The following is a 21,748-nucleotide window of genomic DNA, read 5'->3' on the forward strand; positions in this document are numbered from 1 at the left end:
CACGCTCACTCCTTTATTTATACCAGTGTGACAATAATCTTGTCATATCATGCGAAAGGATGTTCAATATCCCGATGACACGGGCGTATTCCATTCGCGTAGGTCCCAGAATGCCGATCGTTCCAAGCGCCTTTCCATTGGCAGAATACGTGGCAGTGATCAGGCTGCAATTCGAAATCGCCTCGTGGTCGTTCTCGGTACCGATTCGAACCTGGATACCGGTTTCTCCCGGAGCCGGTGTCATCATTTTCATTAGAACAGGCGTCTGCTCCAGCAATTCAAGAATGTTACGCACCTTTTCCACATCTTTAAACTCCGGTTGATTCAGCATATTGGTAGCTCCGCTCAGATACACTTTTTGATCATGTTCTGTGTTATCCAGAGCGACATCAAGCATACTCATCAATCCCTCGTAGTGATCAATATGCCGCTGCATTTCCTGTCCCAACTCGGTGTAAAGACGTGTTTTTAATTTATAGAGAGGCACGTTTACCAATTTACTGTTTAGAAGATTGACCACTTGCTCCATTTCCGATACCGATACACCTGCTGGAATATCTACCGTCTTGTTCTCTACCTGCCCAGTACTCGTAACAATAATAGCAACCGCCTTATCTTCCGCTAAAGGAAGCAACTGGAAATGACGTAAACACGTATGAAAAACTTCCGGTCCAAGAAGGATGGAAGTGTAGTTCGTCATCTGTGACAAAATACTGGCCGCATGCTGAATCATTTGCTCCATCTCATTCAGCTTCTCGGCGAAAAAAGCTTTTATCAACTGCAGTTCGGAAGGTTTCAATGAAAACGACGAAGTAAGGTGATCCACATAGTAACGATATCCTTTATGCGAAGGAATACGTCCTGCTGAGGTATGAGGCTGCTCCAAAAAACCAAGCTCCTCCAAATCAGCCATTTCATTACGAATCGTCGCAGGGCTGTAGCCCACATCTCCACGCTTGGATATGCTTCTTGATCCAACCGGCTCTGCCGAACGGATATAGTCATCGACGATCGCGCTTAAAATCATGCGTTGGCGATCTGTTAACATGCCGCTCCCTCCTTGCTGACTGCATGTTTTTTCACATCGTTAGCACTCAACATCAACGAGTGCTAACCGCTATAACAAAAATACCAAACCGACCGGAGTATTGTCAAGTCAGTTCGGTATCAAAACAGCGATTTGGGCGTGAGCATGAATAAACCTGCTGTGTATGTCTGTGCAAGGCAAGAATCAGACAGGGAATCACACCTAGTCACACAGAAGAAAGGAGCGATTCTTGAATTGTTAATCGGAATTTATCAGTAACAAGACAGCCTTGATATTAACGGTAAATGCTGAAAGGATTCAGCTTAAATACTCGCAAAAAAGCTCATTCCTACTCAAAATTCAAGTTAGAAGGAGCTTTAAAGTTTATCAAATGCTTGAATTGTTCTGCATTTGGTTTGTTGGTTGTATTGTATGATTTATTGTTAGAGCTTTAAACACTCACAAATTAGTTTTAGGATTCTTATAGCACCAATTCGGGTCATATGGTAATGATTTTAATTTCCTCATATCCTCCCAACTGTAAACCCAGTCATAATCCGCGACCCAAAAGTAATCATTGGGATTGATTTTTAAATACTCATAGATAAAACGAAAAATTACCTTTTCTGCTCCGTAAACTTCTTCTATAGTACCTACTCGAGACAATTCGTAGTCCGGATTCAAGCCAAGGTCATCATAGTCACTAAATGCGATACTGTGGTTCTCTCTGCCCTTCACATATAAAATAAATTGATGATTATTTTCTGAACTACGATAAGAATGATCAAGTACATTCAAAGTCGTAGATGAAAATCGCCCCTCTTCCAAAACTTTATGATTTTCAAAAATGAGTTTCGCGTCTGCATGAAAGGTTGCAATTATCGTATAAGCTAAGAACCTCTCCGGAGTATATTTTTCACGATCTGTTAAAATAAATGCAGTGGTTCCCATTTTATTCCAACTCTCCCTTTAAATCATCTAATGAATTGACAATTGTAACACCTTGTGACTTAATGTCTTCCAGCATCTTTTCATGCTCAGATCTCAAATTAACTAAAAGCTTATCAATATAGAGAATTATTTTTTTGTTTTCAGAATTGAAAAAATCGGGGTGATTCTGGTTTGTCATTTTCAAGAATTGTTCTGCATCAACAGACTTAATTGATGCTTTTACCTCGATTATTGCATTCTTTGTAACAACATCTAAATCACCGGCAGGTTGTCCATCTTTTTTCAATATTTTTTGTCCAAATCCAACAACTTCAGTTTCATTTCTTGCAAAATCCGCAACCTTGGCTTCAGTAGCTTTACCAACGTTAGTACTCTTCAAAAAACTATCAATATCACGATTAATATTATTTGGATGTTGATCAACCCAAGTTAATTCATTTCCTGCTGAGTTTATATATTTCGTTTTAATTCCGTCCTTAACTACGCTATCAAAATTTGAAGCTTTTGGCGTCCCCTCATCCTTCTCAGGAGACCCTCCCCCGTCACCACCCGAATCATGTTTAAAATTAGGCATTTCCCTTATCCCGGCTCTACTAAGTGCAATTCCTCCTGCAATCATAGCACCCTTCTGGCCTAAGTACTCCGAAACACCCATCTGATTCATGATTTCTTGTTCTGCATTTAGCTTCTCTTCAAACTTCTCCCGAGTGTCGTCAACATCAAAAAGCATTTTGGCTCCCCATACGCCTGTGATTACGACTTCCTCAGCAGTTCCAACCGTTGCATCATAGGCCATCTGCCCAGCTGTTCCTAACGGGTCTTCTAAAAGTGCCTTTCCAGTATCAACAAGGGAATCTCCTAGAATCTTCGCTCCAGATGCTATACCTTGTGCAAACTCAGCAGCGTGATCTAATAGATTTTTAGGACCTTCCTCTTCTGGCACTTCATAGCTAAATCCAGGCGGTAGAAGATCTGGATTGACACATCTCGGATCAAATTTACCACTCTCCACATCGGCGGCTATAAATTTTTGTGCGATCTCCTTTAATTCGACGCTAATCCATTGCATACATTCGATCGTCAGTTTCATTTCGTTGCGCGCCACTTGAAAATCCTGAAAAAAACGATGTTTCGATACTCCATCCCAAACAAACATCATCATAGAAATTTGAGTATTCAAAGTATCCTTTGTTTGTTCCAAGCTATTCGCAGCATTTTTAAATTGTTCAGAAACGTTTAATAACTGAGTTGGAGAAATAAGTATTTTAGACATAAATCAGCCTCTCCATCACTTTCTTAAATCCTTACTTTACTCTAATTACAAGTAATGGAAAAGCATCCTATGTCCTAAATTTTGTAATTTCAAATCATTCGATCTTTTTTGCCATACATATAAAAAAACACCTCTTCAATATGGTCGTGGAAGCTCACAATTCTCACTTTACCAAACGAAGTGGTGTTTTCTATTCTTAATTGCATTCTGTTATTGCGTACGACACTAATCCAATACTCTCAAAACCGCAATTTCGTCACAGGCATGCCGTTTTTTGCAGTGGATGCAGTCGGTCCATACCTTTTCCGGAAAAATCTCTTTTTCCACGACAGAGAAACCATTTTTAATGAAAAAAGAAACCTCATATGTTAATGCCATTACCTTCGGGATTTCTCGGCGCCTGGCTTCGGCTATAAGGGAATCGACCAGCATTGAGCCGATCCCTTTGCCTTTGAAGTCTTCTGCAATACCAAGAGATCGGATCTCGACAAGATCACTGCCGAGCTGGCATAAAGATCCGCAGCCAACCACAATCCCGCCAAATTCGGCTACAACAAACTCCTCAATTTGCCGCTTCAGCACTTTGCGTGAACGGGGCAGCATAATTCCTTGTTCCGCATATCCCTGAATCATCTGATACAGCAGCTCTACATCCTCAACCCTTGCTTTTCTGCATACGGCCGGCATCTCTCTGTCTCCCCTTTACACGCTCCGTCATAATATGAATAAATATACAACAAAGCGTATATAAGTTCAATAGATTATTCGCCAGACAAGCTGCCTATAAATTCAGCAAATACTTCATTACCGAACAAGATGCCTTTTTCACTCAATCTGTAGCCATCGTCAGTTACTTCGAGCAATCCTGCATGAACCATCTTTTGAAGCGGACGTGCAAACACAACATCCAGCGAAGTGTTAAACTGGTGCTCAAAGCGGCTGCGGGAAATACCATCTAGCACCCGCAAGCCTACCATCAGGAAATCCTCCATCGCTTCTTCCTTAGATATATCATAGGTATCCAGACGGGGCAGACCGTTTTTCACAGCATTAATATAGGGGTTTACTCCTTTAATGTTCATATGCCGTTTACGACCAACATAACCATGAGCACCTGCTCCAAGGCCATAATAATCTTCATTCAACCAATATGTCATATTATGCTTGCTTTCAAAGCCCGGTTTGGCAAAGTTACTGATTTCGTACTGCTTGTAACCCGCTTCCTTCATCCGGTTCATCAGTAGAAGATACATATTCAGCTCATCCTCTTCATCTGGAAGTGGAAGCTGATTTTTTTGATACAGCGTATGAAACAATGTATTTTCTTCAACCTTCAGACTGTATATCGAATAATGAGGCAGCGCAAGCTCCAGCGCCTTGGTCACACTTTCCGAAAGCATGTCTACGGTCTGGTTCGGAAGCCCGAACATCAGATCAATGGACATATTATCAAAACCGGCTTTTCGGGCATTTTCAAGACTTTGGTAAACGTCATCCGTATCATGAATACGGCCTATGTCAGTCAGCAATTCGTTCTGAAACGCTTGAACACCGAAGCTAACACGATTCACTCCGCCTTCTCGCATAACGGTCAGCTTGTCGAGATCTGTCGTTCCAGGATTGGCCTCCATCGAAAATTCGATATCATGATCCCACTCAGGGAAATGAGTGCGTACCGTCTTTAGAAAATATTCCATTTCCTTCGGTTTCAATACCGTCGGCGTGCCGCCCCCTACAAAAATACTCTTGATTACTCCCGGCGGGGAAGCCTTAACCGTCATCTCCATTTCACGTTCAAGCGCTTGAAGATAATCCATCACAGGCTGGCCTTTTAAAACATATGAGTTAAAGTCACAATAAAAGCATTTATTGGTACAAAACGGAATGTGAATATAAACCGCTTCTGTACGCTTGCGGCTTCCGTGATTTATATGCGGCGTCGTCATAAACACCCTCCCTTGCTTGCCCTTGTTCGTTAAATTTTGAAAGAAAAGGAAAGCCTGCTCGGCTTTCCTCTCGTAATCTTCTGTATCTATTAGCCATTTGGTAAAGGTCTTAATTGTCGTCGATTTTGAGAACCGCCATAAACGCTTCCTGCGGTACCTCAACACTGCCGACCTGCTTCATCCGCTTCTTACCTTCCTTCTGCTTCTCAAGCAGCTTCCGTTTACGCGATATGTCGCCGCCGTAACATTTGGCAAGCACGTTTTTACGCATTGCTCTGACCGTTTCACGGGCCACAATCTTCGTTCCGACAGATGCCTGAATCGGCACCTCGAACATTTGACGCGGGATCAGCTCCCGCAGCTTTTCGCATATTCCGCGGCCACGGTGATAAGCGCGGTCACGGTGAACGATGAAGGACAATGCATCCACCTGTTCTCCATTAAGCAAAATATCCATTTTGACCAGATTCGATGTCCGGTATCCGGACAGCTCGTAGTCAAAAGATGCATAGCCTTTCGTGCTTGATTTCAACTGATCAAAGAAATCGTAGACGATTTCAGACAGCGGAATATGATACGTAATGGTAACACGCGTCGTATCAAGATACTCCATATTGATAAACTCACCGCGTTTATTCTGGCATAGCTCCATAACCGTACCGACGAAGTCGTTAGGTACAATAATCGAAGCCTTGACAAATGGCTCTTCCACATAGTCAACTTTGCCGACTTCTGGGAAATGCGAAGGGTTATCGATCTGAATCTGCTCCCCGTTCGTCAACGTGATGCGGTAAATAACGCTAGGTGCGGTCGTAATGAGCGGAATATTGAATTCACGTTCAATCCGCTCCTGGATAACATCCATATGAAGCAAGCCCAGAAAGCCGCAGCGGAATCCAAAACCAAGTGCGCTGGAAGTCTCAGGTTCAAAGCTGAGCGAAGCATCGTTTAGCTTAAGCTTCTCAAGCGCTTCCCTTAAATCGTTATAGTCGGACGTATCGATCGGATACAATCCGCAGAACACCATCGGATTGATTTTACGATAGCCAGGAAGCGGTTCAGCTGCAGGATTCTTCGCATCAGTTACCGTGTCACCAACCTGCGTATCGCCCACATGCTTAATACTTGCTACGATGAAGCCAACGTCCCCAACCATCAACTCGTCTACAATGGTCATGCGCGGCTTAAATGCCCCCACTTCGATGACCTCAAATGTTTTACCATTCGACATCATCTTGATCTTGGAACCAGCTTTAATGCTGCCGTCAATAACCCGAACGTAAACGATGACACCTTTATAAGGATCGTAATGGGAATCGAAAATAAGCGCCTTAAGCGGATTATCAGCCTGTCCATTTGGTGCCGGGACCTGCTTTACAACCTGCTCTAAAATCTCTTTAATCCCGATTCCGGCTTTTGCAGAAGCCAGAACCGCTTCACTTGTGTCAAGACCAATGACATCCTCGACTTCTTGTTTTACGCGATCCGGATCAGCGCTCGGCAAATCAATTTTGTTGATTACCGGTAAAATTTCAAGGTTGTTGTCCAGCGCCAGGTACACATTAGCGAGTGTTTGGGCTTCTACCCCCTGGGCGGCGTCAACAACAAGCAGCGCCCCTTCGCAAGCAGCCAAGCTTCGTGAAACTTCATACGTAAAGTCCACATGTCCCGGGGTATCGATCAGATTCAAAATATAATCTTCGCCGTCATCCGCGCGGTAGTTCAGACGAACCGCCTGCAGCTTGATCGTTATTCCCCGCTCTCGCTCCAAGTCCATTTGGTCAAGAACTTGTTGCTGCATTTCACGGGATGTCAGCGCGCCAGTGTATTCCAAAATGCGGTCTGCCAGTGTCGATTTACCATGGTCTATATGTGCAATGATACAGAAATTACGAATTTTTTGTTGTCTTACTTGTACGTCAGTCATGCCTTACCCCCAACAACAATCTGATGGTTTAATCAATTTATTATACCAGTTGGTGGTATTCACAGCAATGCCAAGTATGAATTACATTTAATCTACAATGGAATCAAAAATGGAAACGACCCAGCGAATGCTTTGATTTGAAAGCTGTTGAAGCAGCCCTGCTGTCTTGTCTGCCAGCACATCCGCAGCCGGTTTTGAGCTTTCCGGCAACAAAATGTCGCGAGGGACCGGTTCGAATTTCGGTTCAGGAGCTTCCTTGACAGATGACTGGGGGGCAGCATTCTCATCTTCATATTCAAGCTCTGACAGATCATCCTCCTGCCCCTGCTGCACCCACCCGAATGCTGGTTCTTTTGTAGCCATATCTCCATTCATTGCACCCAGCTGCATTCCTATGAGCACGCCGATTCCGGCCCAAATGATGACAGTGATCAACCTTTTTCCAGCTTTCGACATTTCCTTCCCCTCAATTCTTCATGTAAATCAGGACTGTTTGCTATCTTTCTGAACTGCTGCGGTTTGATTCTTTGTTTCGCCTTTATCCTGCTTGTTCATTGCGCTGGCTTTTTTCGCTTTCTGATCTTGCCAATACACATCTGCAATGATATCTGCAAGAATGTTGGCCGTTCGCTGCAATTCCTCTTTTGTGCTGTCAATTCCACCGATCTCAATCAAAATGCTGTTGGGAGACAATGACTGATTGTATTCCCCGTTACCCTGATCAGCGGATTTGCCCCATACACCGCGGGATATCCCTGGATACGATTTTTCCAGCTGAGAATTTATTTTGCTCGCAAACTCTTCATTTTTACGCCAGTTCTTGTTCGCATGACCGATGATAAAATATACCTGTGCATAATTAACGCCATTGATTGTAGCCGTTGTCTTGTTGTGTCGCTGTGAATCCCGGTGGAGATCTATCAGGTATGTAACGTCTTCATTTTGTGATAGAACCGACTTTACTTTTTCACGTGAATATTTATAGGAATAATTCCAGCTATAATCCGGCACACTGCTCTGATAATCGGTCTTGTCATGGATCGTTCCAATACCTTTCGCCTCAAGCCTCTTAGCTATCATGCTTCCCACCAGCAATATATTTTTATTCGGTGAAGAAGATCCCGGATTACTGCTTGGCTTCTGCAGCAACGGATTAAATGCTTCCTGCGGATGGGAATGGTAAATTAACACGTTCTTTTTCGCTGAAGTCGTTCCTTTTTTTCCATTTTTATTCGTGCTGCCCGGACTGCTTGTAGATGGTGGTTCCACCGGCTTATCCCCACCCTCTTCAGGCGCCGTAACGTCGGGTTTGTTCTCAGGATCTGCCGGGGGATGATCCGGCTTGTAATCCGCAGGCGCTTCCCCTTTCTCATTACCTGACCCGGTTCTAAGCGGTACTGGCTGATTGGTTTTCATCCCCGGAACCTCGCCAGCTACTAAACTTTTGGGGTCCTTCGGATTTACGCTTGTCAGAAGCTCAAATACGAACGGAGTTATTTTTTCCGCAGTCAGGGTGGACGTCTCCTTCTTCAACGGAACATGCGGCATCTCCATTCCAATCATGTCCATAAAAAAACGGCTCGACAGCGAAGCTGCCAATCCCTTCATGGAAGAGACCGAAGATGTGTTCATGCTTTTTTCCGCCATTCCTCCAAGCCCTAGCAGTAAAAAAAATAGCAGAGAGCCAAGCATGAGCAGCACCAACGTTCGTCCCATGCTTAAAACTTCCATCATGTTTCTTCTTAATCTAGCAATATTCCAAATACGAAATTTTCGGTTATGCATATCGATGTCCTCCTTCGTCGTTCACAGAAAAATACCCGGGCTTGTCTGCTTTGCCTGCGATCTGGAATCTCCTATATTTCAAATCTATGAAGTGAGAACAATCGATAGAACGTATAAACCGAAAATCCTTTCAAAATTTAATAGAGGAACAAACGAAAAATACTGCCCCCCATATTCTCAAAGAATGATAAAGAGGCAGCCCTACTCGCTTAAGTATAATCTAATGCGTATATGCACCTGTGTTCCCAGGGTCCACCGCTTCATGCAAAGCAGCATTCAGACCACTTGCTACAATGTTGGCGATGTCTTCAATGAACTCGTCAATCTCTTTCGGCGTCACAATAAGGTCATGACCGAGAGGTTCAAGCACCTCTTTCACCAATGCCAATCGTTCATTTTCAGGAATCTCATTCAGCATACCCATAATCCGGCCCGTTTCCGGTGCTTCCTTTCCAAAATGATCCTTCATCAGTTCGATTGCCGTATTAACAATCGTGGATGCATAACATACCGTCGGAACACCGATGGCGATGCAAGGCACGCCAAGAATTTCTTGCGTCAGACCCTTTCGCTTGTTCCCGATACCAGATCCCGGATGAATGCCGATATCTGCGATTTGAATCGTTGTGTTCACCCGCTCCAGCGACCGTGAAGCAAGCGCATCAATCGCGACAATGGCATCCGGACGCGTCCTTTCCACAATGCCGTGGACGATTTCACTTGACTCAATTCCGGTAATCCCAAGGACACCAGGTGCAACCGCACTGATCTGGCGATATCCAGGTGCTACCCGCTCCGGCATCAATTCAAAATAATGGCGCGTCACCATAACGTTCTCAACGACAAGCGGGCCTAAAGAGTCCGGCGTTACATTCCAGTTGCCCAATCCGACGATTAGAATGGAAGCATCTTTACCGATGCCGATACGCTTAATAAAACGTTCGAATTCGCGGGCAAACACCGATGCTACATTCTCCTGAAGTCCAGTGTCTCCGTTGCGCAGATCAGGAACTTCAAGTGTTACGTAGTTTCCTTTAACCCTCCCGATCTTTTGGGAAGCGGCCTCATTTTGAACATCAAGCCGGGTGATCTTGATTCCATTTTCTTGCTGAACCTCTTCCAAAACACCCGGAATCGGTGAACCATCAGGACCTGAAGCGAGCTCTCTCGATTCAACTGCCAAATCGGTTCGAACCGAATAACGCTGCAAATCTAATTCCATGCCAATTCACTCTCCTGCATCGTAATAATGATAGTGTGCTGGAGTTGGATAAAGATTATGCAGATATGTCGCTCCCGTCTCTTCTAGTTCTCCCCGGAAGCCACCTTTGACCTTTCAAAAGCAAGCGGATATCGTTTCTACTTAGTGTTGCTTTTTGTACACCCCCATGCTAAAATATTTTAAGTTGTGAACCATTTCGCTCTATTGAAATGCCTTACAGGAGGTGAATGTAATGCCAAACATCAAATCCGCGATTAAACGCGTTAAAACGAACGACAAACGCCACGCACTCAACATTTCTCAAAAATCCGCTCTTCGCACAGCGATCAAGAATGTTGACGTAGCGCTGACTGGTACGGAAGTTGAAGCTGCTAAGGCTGCTTTCCAAGTTGCTTCTAAAAAGCTTGACAAAGCCGTTACGAAGGGCTTGATTCATAAAAATGCGGCTGCCCGCAAGAAGTCCCGTCTGGCGAAAAAACTGAACGCTCTTACTTCCCAAGCGTAAGATTATGTTTCTTCATAAGCGAGCAGAAACAAGCCTTATCCCCGAAGGGATGGCTTGTTTCTGAAAAACCCTGAACAGCCTCGGCTGATCAGGGTTTTTTTGAGATCCAATATTTGATTCGTCGGGCGTCGGGAAACAATTCACGCCCCAAGCCGAAGCAAAAACAGCTCCAGTCCCAAGACTTTATCTATTCCGCCTGTCTTCATCTTATAATCCAGTTCTCCTAAGTGGTTTAATATATTTTCCAGCCTGGAGGTTTCGAATTTTCGCGCTTGTTCCCCGGCAATTTTCACGGCATATGGGTGCAAGCCAAGCTGAGAAGCGATACTCTGCTGAGAGTAGCTCTGTCTCGACAAAGTCTTAACCTGCAGAATGATTCGAAACTGTCTTGTAATCAGAGCGGCTATTTTAATCGGCTCTTCCCGCTGCTTCAGCAGCTCATAAAATATAGATAATGCTTTATCGATTCGAAGATTAGCGATATCCTCAACCATAGCAAATACATTTTGCTCCGTGCTTCGGGCCACCATCTGATCTACCGTTTGTACATCGATCGTTCCCCCAGCTCCTGCATACAGACATAGCTTGTCAATTTCAACAGACAGGGTCTGCAGACTGGTACCCGCGTTACGAACGAGCGCCTCTGCAGCTCCCGAACCAAACGAACAGTTCTGGTTCAGAACCTGCTTCTCCACCCATCCTATCAAATCATCCCCGGATAAAGGCTTAAAAGATAAAACGGTACCTGTCTTTTTAACAGCCTTCACAATTTTTTTGCGCTCATCCAGCTTTTCATGGTGAACCATAAATACAATTACACTGTAATCAGCCGGATGATTTAAATATTCTAACAATACCTCTGGTCTATGTTCCATTTTGCTGTTATCTTTACCTGCTGTAAACAATGAGCTGTCTTTCACAAAAATCAGCTTTCTCGGCACCATAAATGGTACGGTTTCAGCCTCTTCAACTACGGCCTGTACAGGAACTTCCCCCAGGTCCATATGAATCAATGCAAAATCCTTTTCTTCTTTACTTAACAACTGCGATTCCAGCAACGCAGCGAATTCATTCATTTGGTATTTCTCACTGCCATACAACAGGTAAACGGAGGATACCTCCCCCTGTTTGACCGCCTTTGCTGCTGATTTGGCATCCATTCTCGTTCCCCCTTCTCCTTGTACACTATACCAAAAAAACTGCCTTCAAAGCGAGAGTAGAAAGAAAAACAATGATGAATGCAATTACGTTTTATTACACAACAAAAGGACCTCAGCCTGCTGGCTTTTGAGGTCCTTTTGTCCCACATCTATATAAACGCCGGACAAAGTGCTCTAGAATCACTTGCCCGTCGGTCATACGACGATGGTTAAGCGGCAATGTATCTAACCTAACTTATTCATATCCCTTGCTTAGTGTGCGCCTATTTATGTTCTTTTTAAGGCGTTGTTTTCGATTCTGTTTTATCCGTTTGTTCTGTTTTTTCCGGTATATCCGTCTGGTCTGTCTCTTCTGAAGTAGCTGGCTTCTCGGCCTTGTCGTCTCCTGGCTTGCTGGAATCAACCGTTGATTGAACATTTAACACATGCTTTACTTCTTTCTGGTCAACTAACACCTTATAAGTGAAGCTCTTGCTGTCTTCAGACCATTCTCCACCTATCCATTCTCCCTTCACCGGAACCGTGCGTAGCACTTCTGGCACTTGATCCGTAGCGGAGGGATTCCGATATACAACGAGCTGATCCATTTCCAATGACACACTGTGAAGACCATCAGGAGAAGTCCAATGCTCAGGCATACTTGCTATGCTGAATTTTTGAAAATAATCGAACGCATTTTCCCGATTTTCCATCGGGGTACTGTTTGTAGAAGGCTTTTGGGTAGTCTGGCTGTCTTTCGGCGTTTGAGCCTCTGGTACTGCATCCTGCTGCGGAGCTGAAGGTTTATCCGCTTCCGGTACAGGTACTGACACCGAATTATCCGTGTCTTTCATCGTATCTTTCCGATGAGATGTTTCTGTGTCAGGGCTGCCTTCCTCGCTCTTTCCATCACTTTGTGCTTCTGGAGCAAGCGCTGAATCCATATTCGATGGTGTTTTCTCATCCGGACTGGTCTGTTCCTCTTCTGGATCATTACGGTCATCTTCAGCCCCGAACAAGTTTATATCCAATTGATTTTCATTCTTATTTCCCGTATCACTATTCCCGCTAGACGATTCATTGTCAGGCAGCTCCTGAGTCTCGCTGCTACCGGTATCTGGGCTTGACGACACAGCCTCTTCTATGGGCAGCTCAGCATCGGAAAGCATTTTCGGTTCATAATTGTAAATCGCAACCCCGAGAATAACAACCGCCGCAGCTGTACCGATCGCTGTCCTGCCTGCAATGGAGCCCCACCAGCTCCCAGAGCGTTTCTTACGCTTGAGCTCCGGCACCATCACGGCCGGCCCTTCGTCAGTCTCCTGTTTGATCTGTTCCTGACGAGCCCGGTCTATAGCATCCAGCTGGGGCAGTATCGAATCAACCAAGCTGTAAGGAGGTATGACGGCCGGAAGATCCTCCAAGTTCCTTGAGAGAGCTTTCAGCACATTAAACTGCTCCGCACAAACCGGACAAACAGCAATATGGCGGTACATCTGCGCAGTCTCTTCCGGATCAAGATCCTGATCCAAATACCGGTGCATATATTCCACCACCTCTTGGCAATTCATTTAAGATACACCACCTTTCTGATGCTCGTGAAGCATGTTCTGCAGCTGTTGTCTTGCCCTGAATAAATACGATTTCACCGTATTGAGCGGCAGGTTCAAACAATCAGCTATTTCGTTATAAGATAAATCTTGCAAATATCTAAGTATAATTACAGTACGATGATGCTCCGGCAGTTGATTGATCGCCTCCTGAATATCCTGAGCCAAATAGCCGGTCATCACTTCTTTCTCGACATTATAACGATCCTGGAAAACAAGATTATGCTCATCAATGGAAACCGTAGGTTTCGTTCGCCGAAACTTATCAATACAAATGTTCGTAACAATGCGCTGCACCCATGTTTTAAATTGAGCTTTCTCTTCATAAGAGTTGATCTTTGTATAAACACGGATCAATGCTTCTTGGGAAGCGTCCAGAGCATCCTGTTCATTGTTCAAAATATAATAAGCAGTTCGATACACTTGTTGTTCAATTTCACGCAATAGGGTGATTAGAGCGTCGCGATCGCCCGATTGAGCGGCTCTGATGAGTCCCTGCTCCACCACAGTGGATCCCCCTCTCCCTGCATAAATACAGACGGATGTTCATACTGAATTGTTGCAATTTATTACCTATTAATTTTAGGAAAGTTCATCTAACTATACCAAAAATACTGAAGTTAGTCATCTGACTCCAATCTTGTGCGTACATTGATTTCACCTCCGGGAGAAATTTTCATTTGAATTTCTCCGTGCAAATCTGTCCTGAATGCCAGTGAGTCATGTCTTCGAATCCGCTGTAGCACATCAGGATGGGGATGGCCGTATATATTGTTCACACCGGCAGAAATAACAGCTGATTTCGGGCTCCAAGCCCGAAGCCATTGTTCGGTGGTAGATGTTTTGCTTCCATGATGACCTACCTTTAGTACATCAAGCGGGCGGGTCATCGACCGCTCAGCAATATAATCGGAGTGCTCTTCCAGAATTCGTTGTTCCGATTTCGCATCGGCATCCCCGGTAAACAGAAAGCGGGCATCATTCATCACAAGCTCAAACACGATCGACTCGTGATTTTGATCCTCGATGACAGGAAGGATATCCTTCCCTTCCCCCTGCCCCTTTTCTTGTACATTCGAGTTCAGGAACACAAATTCAGTATGAGCATCCGGACGATATGTGTCTCCACTATCAGCCTGATAAACGGGCACTCCTTGATCCATCGCAGTTCTTAGCAGCTTCTTAAATGTCTCAGAATCTGTCATCGTACCATTTAACAGGATAGCCTTTACCGGGATCTCTTCCAGAACAGCCTGCAGTCCCCCGGCATGGTCCTGATGATTATGGGATATAATCACCATGTCCAGTGAATGAATCCCCCTCTTCTTCAAGAGAGGCACGATGATTTTTTCACCGACTTCAAACGGCCTGCTTCGCATTTTCCAAGCATCTTTCTCTTTCCTGAAACGGATCGTCCCGCCAGCATCAATTAATATATGTTTTCCTTCCGGTGTAGACACCAGAATCGAATCTCCTTGCCCCACGTCCAAAAACTGAACCCAGCCGGCCCCTTGCTCAGCCTGTCCAACATAACCGCTATAAAGCAGCAACAGAAACAAGCCCGCTGATGCAGATGCCGCAGCACGGCTGCCGAAACGCTCCAATACATCGGCTACATGGTACCATCCCATGGTTCTGAGCCGATCGGCCAATTTAGATGATATGGAATGAACAGAACCTCCCCGGTAATATCGACGATGAGCAACAGAATTTTCGAGAGCTTTATCTGTTAACGGAACGGTCTCGTCCACATCCCCGCTCGATAATTGCTCTGGCCGTTTTCCTCTACCTAATATATATATCGTTAAATATAGAACAATATAATAGCTGATGATCCAAAACAAACTCGGAGAGGGCCAGATCGTAAGGAATACAAGTGATGTATTCAGCCATTCGACCACAGAAAAAGTAAATGTATTCAGCCACTCTGTCACTTCTGCAATCCATTTCGCCCCCGTAAACCATACCCATCCTACAATCAAAGCAACCGTCCCCATCGGTAAAACAATCAGACTGATCAACGGAACCATCACCAGATTCGCTGCAAGTGACAATAAAGAGAACTGGTTAAAATAATAGATTGTCAATGGAAAAGATACCAGTTGGGCAGCAAGCGTTACGCCTACGGTCCCTGCCAACCAGCGGGGCATAAATGATAAAAAAGGCATCAGTTTAGGCACAAAAATCATCAGCCCGGCTGTAACGAGAAAAGACAGCTGAAAACTGACGTTAACCAAGAAATACGGATTCCACAGCAGCATTATGAAAGCAGCGGCACATAAAATATGCATGCCGTCCTTCAGCAGTCCTCTTCGCGCAGCGTACAATCCAATCATTCCCATAATACCAGCACGAACGATTGAAGGGCTAGCCCCTGTCAGCAGCACATACAACGGCAACAAAAACATAACCGCCGTAAGCGAAGCCTCCCTTGTCAGCCGAAGCAACGAGAAAACAAAGAGCAGCGAACCTACAAAGACAGCGACATGCATACCCGATATTGCCAGAATGTGAGTGAGCCCCAAACGTGAAAACTCGGCAAACGTATCCGGATTTAAATCTTCCTGGTCACCGATTATAAGCCCTTTCATATATCCCGAATGTACTCCGTCGAACAGTTGCTCAAGCCGATGTCCCATATATTTACGAACTTCATCATTCCAGCGAAGCACATGATTAATCTTCCATTTTTCCGGCGGTTCTGCAGTGATATTTTGTAAACCTTTCACTTTAAGCAGCCAGTGAATTTCTTTGGTTCGTAAATATTGGCGGTAATCAAAGCCATCAAAATTACGAGCTACACCCGGTTTTTCCAGCTCTCCTTGGATCAGGACAACATCCCCGCGCTTCCATTCTTCTGCCTCGAAAGATTCTGACTCCGTTAACAATTTGACCTGGACCTGAACCTTTTCTTGAATTCCGGTATGTGAGTTAACCGTTTGGACCGACATTTCAAAATCAGCACGATCGCCATCCACCTTTACGGGGGAAATAATGACTCCTTGGGCGGTTACAGGAATCGGATGATCATCACTTGTTGATATCTTTAAAAGCGCCGGCAGACTGCTGACGTTGCGCCCATCGTTCCATTCCCAGTAACCTGATGAAACCAGCAACGATGCAATCATAAAGCCAATAAACCAGGGACCTGTATGTCCAAGCAAAAAAGGAATGAGAAGCAAGATTACAGCACCTGTAATGATTAGCATCAGCTGCCATCCGGAATACATACAGGCCATCCCGCTGCCGAGAACCCAACAGAACGTAAAAAAGAGCAGCGGCCGTTGTGTCATTACACTTCCACTCCCTCTCTTAATTTTTTAAGCTGCAAAAAAAGAACCCCTGACTGTCCAGACAGCCAGAGGTTCTTCCTCATCAAACTACAATTATCCTCTTCTTGATGTAACAATTAATTCATCACCGTCATCAGCGTTTCCTTAGGCGGATCATATCGTAACAATTGGCGAAATTTAATCCCCTTTTGTTCCATCATCCGTTTTACCTTCTCCGAATCCTTCGGATACGGTCTGTAAAATACCACTTCTGAGATGCCGCTGTTTGCCAGCATGTTGGCACAGGTCCAGCACGGCTCATCCGTCACATAAACAGTACTGCCTTCACGGTCATTACGATCCGTGAACAGCAGCAGATTTTGCTCGGCATGAATCGTTCGTATACAGCGCTGCTTCTTAACCATTTCTTCTGTGCCATCATCATGAACTTCAAGCTCATAATTTTCTGCAATCATACATCCTTCCTCAGAGCAATCCGGAACGCCCATTGGGGCTCCGTTATAAGCTGTTCCCAGCAGCTTCTTGCCTTGGACTAGAACAGCTCCGACGCGACGGCGGGGGCACCGTGAACGAGTGGATACCATAAAAGCGATGTCCATAAAATAGGTATCCCAATCTTTACGTTGATCCGTACTCATCTGTGTAGCTCACCTGTTTCATAAAAGTATGGTAAATTTATTGTATCACAGGGGTGAAAACCTCACCACTTCCCTTCAAATGCTTGAAAACCTTGCTAAATAAATGAATTCATCACGGATTTAAAGAGTTACGTAGGGCTTCATTTTCTCCAGCATTTTGGGTCCAATCCCTTTCACATCCATCAGCTCGGATACGCTGCGAAACGGCCCGTGCTTTGCCCGATAATCAATAATGGCCTGAGCCTTCTTCTCTCCGATCCCTGGCAAATCCATCAGTTCAGCCGCAACCGCCGTATTGATGTTGATTTTCCCCGCAGATTCATCAGCAGATGGCTGATCATCCGCTTTTTCGGAAGTTTGAATTTCTCCTGCGGCTGGCTTGGGTTGTTCCGCCACCTGCAAAGACGTATCTTCAGATGCGGCAGAATCAGGAGCAGACGACTCTTTCACCTCGACTTGTCCTTTTGGAACGGAATCATCCTTTTCCTGTTGAATGGGTTCCTTCATAGACTCAGACTTCAAAGGAACAGACTTAGCTGAATCTGTCTCCACCATGCTGATCGCTTCCTCAATTTCAGCATTAAGCGGCTTCCAACCCGGTATTCCCTTATCAGCATTACCTCCAGCAAATAAAATCAATCCGCAGCCGAGCAACACCGCGATTACGCTCCAGCCTATCGGTATTCGTCTCACCATCATCACTCCGATCCCAAACGATTTTCTTTCGTTCAAATCATATAACAGCGCTGTTACTTTCTTAAACCTAGCTAAAACGGTCATCAATTGGCAGCAATGCTGCATACATTAACGATATGAACACGGCATTCTTACGCCGTAAAGCGTGAAAGGAGGAACGTACAATGATTAAGGTCGGTTTTATCGGTACGGGCAGCATGGGCAGTCTGTTGATCGACTCTTTCATACGAGCAGGCGCTCTGCTGCCTGAACAAATCCGGATCAGTAACCGGACTCTGAAAAAAGCACTGGACCTGGCTGATCGTCACCCGGGCCTGGTCGTATGTAGAAACAATACGGAAGCCACGTCGCAAAGCGACCTGTTTTTTCTGTGCGTTAAGCCCGGTGAATTCAAAACGGTCATCGAGGAGATCCAAGATCAGCTCCACAGCTCTCAAATCGCTGTGTCTATCACAAGCCCTGTCCAGCTGTCTCATCTCGAATCTTCGCTCCCTTGCAAGGTGGCTAAAATCATACCGAGCATCACGAACCAGGCCGGAAGCGGTGCAACCTTATGTATCTATGGATCACGAATAAAAGAAGAAGACAGGCTGCTTTTAGAAAGCCTCCTGTCTTCGATTAGCAGGCCTACCCACGTTCTGGAATCACACACTCGGATTGCATCCGATTTTTCCAGTTGCGGGCCTGCTTTTTTGAGTTTTTTCTTGGAAAAATGGATTGATGCCGCCGTCGAGATGACGGGAGCGGATCGCCTTACGCTCAATGCACTTGCCGGAGAAATGCTGCTCGGAACCGGCAAGCTGCTCGCAGAGGAAGGCTTCTCTCCTGAACAGCTTCAAGAGAGAGTCACTGTTCCCGGTGGCATTACCGCCCAGGCGCTGGATCTTCTTGGAAACAGGCTGGACGGCTTGTTTCACCAGCTGATCGCCACCACCCATGATAAATATGAGGAGGATCTAGCGAAACTGGACGCTGCCTTCGGAAAGGCGGTTAACCGGCCACGATATTGACCAGCTTACCCGGCACTGCAATCACTTTGCGGATACTCTTTCCTTCCAACGCCTGCTTGACATTTGGAAGGGAGAGGCTATATTCTTTCATCGCTTCCTGATCCATATCTTTAGCAATATGGGTTCGGCCTACGATTTTTCCATTAACTTGGATAACAATTTCAACTTCAGCTTCCACGGTCCATGCTTCATTAAATTCAGGCCATGGCATATAAGTTATGCTGTCGCTGTGACCCAGACGGCTCCACAGTTCTTCAGCCAAATGAGGTGCGAACGGAGACAGCATCTGCACGAAATTCTCCATCGCTTTACGCGGCAGTTCATTCACTTTATATGCCTCGTTAATGAAAATCATCATCTGGCTGATCGCCGTATTGAAGTGCAGATTCTCTATATCATCCGTCACTTTCTTGATCGTCTTATGCCAAGTCCGCTTGAACTCGTCAGATCCGTCGCCGTCTACAATCTTTGCATTCAGCTCACCATTGTCGCTAACAAACAGACGCCAAATCCGAGACAAGAAGCGATGCATACCTTCTACACCATTCGTATTCCATGGTTTAGTTGCTTCAAGCGGACCCATAAACATCTCATAGACACGCAATGTATCTGCGCCGTATTCATTAACGATATCATCCGGATTGATGACATTTCCGCGAGACTTGCTCATTTTCTCATTATTGTTACCCAGAATCATCCCTTGGTTCACAAGCTTCTGGAACGGTTCTTTCGTATCCACGACCCCAAGGTCATACAATACTTTATGCCAGAACCGGGCATACAACAGGTGAAGAACGGCATGTTCAACCCCGCCGATATACAGGTCAACCGGCAACCATTGCTTTTGCTTCTCTTTGGAGCACAGCTCTTTATCGTTATGAGGATCGATATAACGCAAATAGTACCAGCAGCTTCCGGCCCATTGCGGCATCGTATTGGTCTCACGGCGGGCCTTCATGCCCGTCTCAGGATCAATCGTCTCAACCCATTCGGTCACATTCGCCAGCGGAGATTCTCCCGTTCCTGACGGCTTAATATGATCCACATCCGGCAAGAGCAGCGGAAGCTGATCTTCCGGTACGGTTTTCATCGTGCCATCCTCCAGGTGGAGAATCGGGATCGGTTCACCCCAATAGCGCTGACGGCTGAACAACCAATCCCGCAAACGATAGGTTACCTTTTTCTCCCCTTTTCCGTTTTTCTCCAGCCATTCGATCATGGCCTGAATCGCCTCTTCATTATCCAATCCGTTCAGGAAATCAGAGTTGACATGTTCTCCGTCACCGGTATAAGCCTCTTTCTCCAAATCTCCACCCTTCACGACTTCGATAATGTCCAAACCAAACTGCTTCGCAAATTCCCAGTCCCGGTTATCATGGCCCGGAACAGCCATAATAGCGCCTGTACCGTAGCCTGCCAGCACATAATCCGCAATCCAGATCGGGATTTGAGCGCCGTTAGCTGGATTAATGGCATAAGCACCAGTAAACACTCCGGTTTTATCCTTCGCCAGGTCGGTACGCTCCAGATCGCTCTTGCGTGCTGCCTGTTCCTGATATGCTTTCACAGCATCCTTTTGCCCTGTTGTCGTAATTTGCTCTACCAGTTCATGCTCCGGTGCCAACACGCAGTAACTTGAGCCGAACAATGTATCCGGCCGAGTTGTAAATACGATCAGCTGCTTGTCATGACCGGCGATATCAAAGCGAACCTCGGCACCCGTTGATTTACCGATCCAGTTGCGCTGCATATCCTTAATGCTTTCGCTCCAATCCAGCTCCTCCAGATCTTCCAGCAATCTCTCCGCATAATCTGTAATCTTCAAAATCCACTGACGCATCGGTCTGCGAATAACAGGATGGTTACCGCGCTCGGACCTGCCATCAATTACTTCTTCATTGGCAAGAACTGTACCCAGCGCCGGACACCAGTTTACCGGGACTTCATCAACATAAGCTAAACCTTTTTTGTACAACTGGATAAAAATCCATTGTGTCCACTTATAATATTCCGGGTCTGTTGTGCTAATCTCGCGATCCCAGTCATATGAGAAACCGAGAGACTTGATCTGCCGACGGAAATTATCGATATTTTTCAACGTGAAATCACGCGGATGCTTGCCGGTATCCATCGCATACTGTTCGGCAGGAAGACCAAATGCGTCCCATCCCATAGGGTGCAGTACATTGTATCCACGCATCCGTTTGAATCGGGAAATAATGTCTGTTGCCGTATAGCCTTCCGGATGGCCTACGTGCAGACCCGCACCAGATGGGTACGGGAACATATCAAGCGCATAAAATTTCGGCTTCGACGAAACATCATCCGTTTTAAACGTCTTATGTTCATCCCAATATTTCTGCCATTTCGGCTCGATCGCTTGCGGTTGATAGCCATGGCCTGTTTGTTGATTTTCACTCATGCTATTCCAGCTCCTTAACATAGACTCACATGCATCTTAATTTTCAAAATAAAAAAACCTCTCATCCATAGCTTAACGCTAGGGACGAGAGGTTTGATTCCCGTGGTACCACCCTAGTTAGCGAAGACATGCTTTGCCTTCAGCTCACTTTGCACCTCTATCGCAGGTGAGACGACGATGATTCATCGGCTTGACATTCGTTGCTTACTGTATAAGCTATCAGAACCGGGTTAACATCGTTACTCCGAGGCGAGTTCATTTCCTTCGTCAACCGACTTGCACCAACCGCCGGCTCTCTATATGA

General features: G+C 45.5%; 18 protein-coding genes and 1 other annotated feature (1 of these 19 only partly in view). Of the genes, 2 read left to right on the forward strand and 16 right to left on the reverse strand.

Annotated features, from left to right (window positions below):
- Positions 1-13 precede the first annotated feature (13 nt).
- The 9 genes from hrcA to gpr all read right to left on the reverse strand — a co-directional run bounded on the left by hrcA (position 14) and on the right by gpr (position 10,131).
- Entirely contained in the window at positions 14-1,048 is a 1,035-nt protein-coding gene (gene hrcA, locus C8268_RS14755; protein ID WP_106768376.1) for a heat-inducible transcriptional repressor HrcA, read from the reverse strand.
- 438 nt (positions 1,049-1,486) lie between these two features.
- Complete coding sequence (locus C8268_RS14760; protein WP_106768377.1) at positions 1,487-1,978, reverse strand: hypothetical protein; 492 nt, start codon at positions 1,976-1,978, stop codon at positions 1,487-1,489.
- Between the two features lies 1 nt (position 1,979).
- Positions 1,980-3,251 (reverse strand): WXG100 family type VII secretion target, encoded by a 1,272-nt coding sequence (locus C8268_RS14765; RefSeq protein WP_106768378.1) that lies wholly within the window; start codon positions 3,249-3,251, stop codon positions 1,980-1,982.
- Positions 3,252-3,476: 225 nt separating this feature from the next.
- Complete coding sequence (locus C8268_RS14770; RefSeq protein WP_106768379.1) at positions 3,477-3,938, reverse strand: N-acetyltransferase; 462 nt, start codon at positions 3,936-3,938, stop codon at positions 3,477-3,479.
- Positions 3,939-4,012: 74 nt separating this feature from the next.
- Positions 4,013-5,197: a radical SAM family heme chaperone HemW gene (gene hemW / locus C8268_RS14775; RefSeq protein ID WP_106768380.1), complete on the reverse strand. Its 1,185-nt coding sequence runs from the start codon at positions 5,195-5,197 to the stop codon at positions 4,013-4,015.
- Between the two features lie 109 nt (positions 5,198-5,306).
- Positions 5,307-7,124, reverse strand: a complete 1,818-nt coding sequence (lepA, locus tag C8268_RS14780; protein WP_106768381.1) for a translation elongation factor 4 — start codon at positions 7,122-7,124, stop codon at positions 5,307-5,309.
- A gap of 87 nt (positions 7,125-7,211) precedes the next feature.
- Positions 7,212-7,580: a hypothetical protein gene (locus C8268_RS14785; protein WP_106768382.1), complete on the reverse strand. Its 369-nt coding sequence runs from the start codon at positions 7,578-7,580 to the stop codon at positions 7,212-7,214.
- A gap of 27 nt (positions 7,581-7,607) precedes the next feature.
- Positions 7,608-8,909 (reverse strand): stage II sporulation protein P, encoded by a 1,302-nt coding sequence (locus C8268_RS14790; protein ID WP_106768383.1) that lies wholly within the window; start codon positions 8,907-8,909, stop codon positions 7,608-7,610.
- Positions 8,910-9,129: 220 nt separating this feature from the next.
- A complete protein-coding gene (gene gpr, locus C8268_RS14795; RefSeq protein ID WP_106768384.1) occupies positions 9,130-10,131 on the reverse strand; it encodes a GPR endopeptidase in 1,002 nt (333 codons plus the stop codon).
- A gap of 232 nt (positions 10,132-10,363) precedes the next feature.
- On the opposite strand from gpr, the gene rpsT reads away from it, so the two are divergent.
- Entirely contained in the window at positions 10,364-10,636 is a 273-nt protein-coding gene (gene rpsT, locus C8268_RS14800) for a 30S ribosomal protein S20 (protein ID WP_106768385.1), read from the forward strand.
- A gap of 140 nt (positions 10,637-10,776) precedes the next feature.
- Here rpsT and holA read toward each other — a convergent pair whose 3' ends face one another.
- The 6 genes from holA to C8268_RS14830 form a co-directional block, all read right to left on the reverse strand.
- Positions 10,777-11,796 (reverse strand): DNA polymerase III subunit delta, encoded by a 1,020-nt coding sequence (gene holA, locus C8268_RS14805; RefSeq protein WP_106768386.1) that lies wholly within the window; start codon positions 11,794-11,796, stop codon positions 10,777-10,779.
- A 278-nt stretch (positions 11,797-12,074) separates the two neighbouring features.
- On the reverse strand, positions 12,075-13,346 hold the full coding sequence (locus tag C8268_RS14810) for a zf-HC2 domain-containing protein (RefSeq protein ID WP_106768387.1): 1,272 nt from the start codon (positions 13,344-13,346) through the stop codon (positions 12,075-12,077).
- Positions 13,347-13,892 (reverse strand): RNA polymerase sigma factor, encoded by a 546-nt coding sequence (locus C8268_RS14815; RefSeq protein WP_106768388.1) that lies wholly within the window; start codon positions 13,890-13,892, stop codon positions 13,347-13,349.
- A gap of 113 nt (positions 13,893-14,005) precedes the next feature.
- On the reverse strand, positions 14,006-16,678 hold the full coding sequence (locus C8268_RS14820; protein WP_234032813.1) for a ComEC/Rec2 family competence protein: 2,673 nt from the start codon (positions 16,676-16,678) through the stop codon (positions 14,006-14,008).
- 116 nt (positions 16,679-16,794) lie between these two features.
- On the reverse strand, positions 16,795-17,316 hold the full coding sequence (locus C8268_RS14825) for a deoxycytidylate deaminase (protein WP_106768389.1): 522 nt from the start codon (positions 17,314-17,316) through the stop codon (positions 16,795-16,797).
- 120 nt (positions 17,317-17,436) lie between these two features.
- Entirely contained in the window at positions 17,437-18,099 is a 663-nt protein-coding gene (locus C8268_RS14830; RefSeq protein WP_420094249.1) for a ComEA family DNA-binding protein, read from the reverse strand.
- An 80-nt stretch (positions 18,100-18,179) separates the two neighbouring features.
- Here C8268_RS14830 and comER point away from each other — a divergent pair, with 80 nt between their 5' ends.
- Entirely contained in the window at positions 18,180-19,022 is an 843-nt protein-coding gene (gene comER / locus C8268_RS14835) for a late competence protein ComER (RefSeq protein WP_106769970.1), read from the forward strand.
- On the opposite strand, the gene leuS is transcribed toward comER, so the two are convergent.
- Positions 19,003-21,444, reverse strand: coding sequence for a leucine--tRNA ligase (gene leuS, locus C8268_RS14840; RefSeq protein ID WP_106768390.1), 2,442 nt, complete (start codon positions 21,442-21,444; stop codon positions 19,003-19,005). The genes comER and leuS overlap by 20 nt on opposite strands.
- Positions 21,445-21,521: 77 nt before the next feature.
- Positions 21,522-21,748: a binding site (T-box leader), on the reverse strand (it continues 37 nt past the right edge of the window).

Origin of the sequence: Paenibacillus faecalis, assembly GCF_900289175.1 — a bacterium.
Taxonomy (GTDB): Bacteria; Bacillota; Bacilli; order Paenibacillales; family Paenibacillaceae; genus Paenibacillus_AQ; species Paenibacillus_AQ faecalis.

Coding starts and splice junctions, on each gene's coding strand:
- C8268_RS14825 (WP_106768389.1), bottom strand. CDS start 17,316: ATGAGTACGGATCAACGTAAAGATTGGGATACCTATTTTATGGACATC.
- C8268_RS14770 (WP_106768379.1), bottom strand. CDS start 3,938: ATGCCGGCCGTATGCAGAAAAGCAAGGGTTGAGGATGTAGAGCTGCTG.
- lepA (WP_106768381.1), bottom strand. CDS start 7,124: ATGACTGACGTACAAGTAAGACAACAAAAAATTCGTAATTTCTGTATC.
- holA (WP_106768386.1), bottom strand. CDS start 11,796: ATGGATGCCAAATCAGCAGCAAAGGCGGTCAAACAGGGGGAGGTATCC.
- C8268_RS14765 (WP_106768378.1), bottom strand. CDS start 3,251: ATGTCTAAAATACTTATTTCTCCAACTCAGTTATTAAACGTTTCTGAA.
- gpr (WP_106768384.1), bottom strand. CDS start 10,131: ATGGAATTAGATTTGCAGCGTTATTCGGTTCGAACCGATTTGGCAGTT.
- hemW (WP_106768380.1), bottom strand. CDS start 5,197: ATGACGACGCCGCATATAAATCACGGAAGCCGCAAGCGTACAGAAGCG.
- C8268_RS14790 (WP_106768383.1), bottom strand. CDS start 8,909: ATGCATAACCGAAAATTTCGTATTTGGAATATTGCTAGATTAAGAAGA.
- leuS (WP_106768390.1), bottom strand. CDS start 21,444: ATGAGTGAAAATCAACAAACAGGCCATGGCTATCAACCGCAAGCGATC.
- rpsT (WP_106768385.1), top strand. CDS start 10,364: ATGCCAAACATCAAATCCGCGATTAAACGCGTTAAAACGAACGACAAA.
- hrcA (WP_106768376.1), bottom strand. CDS start 1,048: ATGTTAACAGATCGCCAACGCATGATTTTAAGCGCGATCGTCGATGAC.
- C8268_RS14810 (WP_106768387.1), bottom strand. CDS start 13,346: ATGAATTGCCAAGAGGTGGTGGAATATATGCACCGGTATTTGGATCAG.
- C8268_RS14820 (WP_234032813.1), bottom strand. CDS start 16,678: ATGACACAACGGCCGCTGCTCTTTTTTACGTTCTGTTGGGTTCTCGGC.
- C8268_RS14785 (WP_106768382.1), bottom strand. CDS start 7,580: ATGTCGAAAGCTGGAAAAAGGTTGATCACTGTCATCATTTGGGCCGGA.
- C8268_RS14760 (WP_106768377.1), bottom strand. CDS start 1,978: ATGGGAACCACTGCATTTATTTTAACAGATCGTGAAAAATATACTCCG.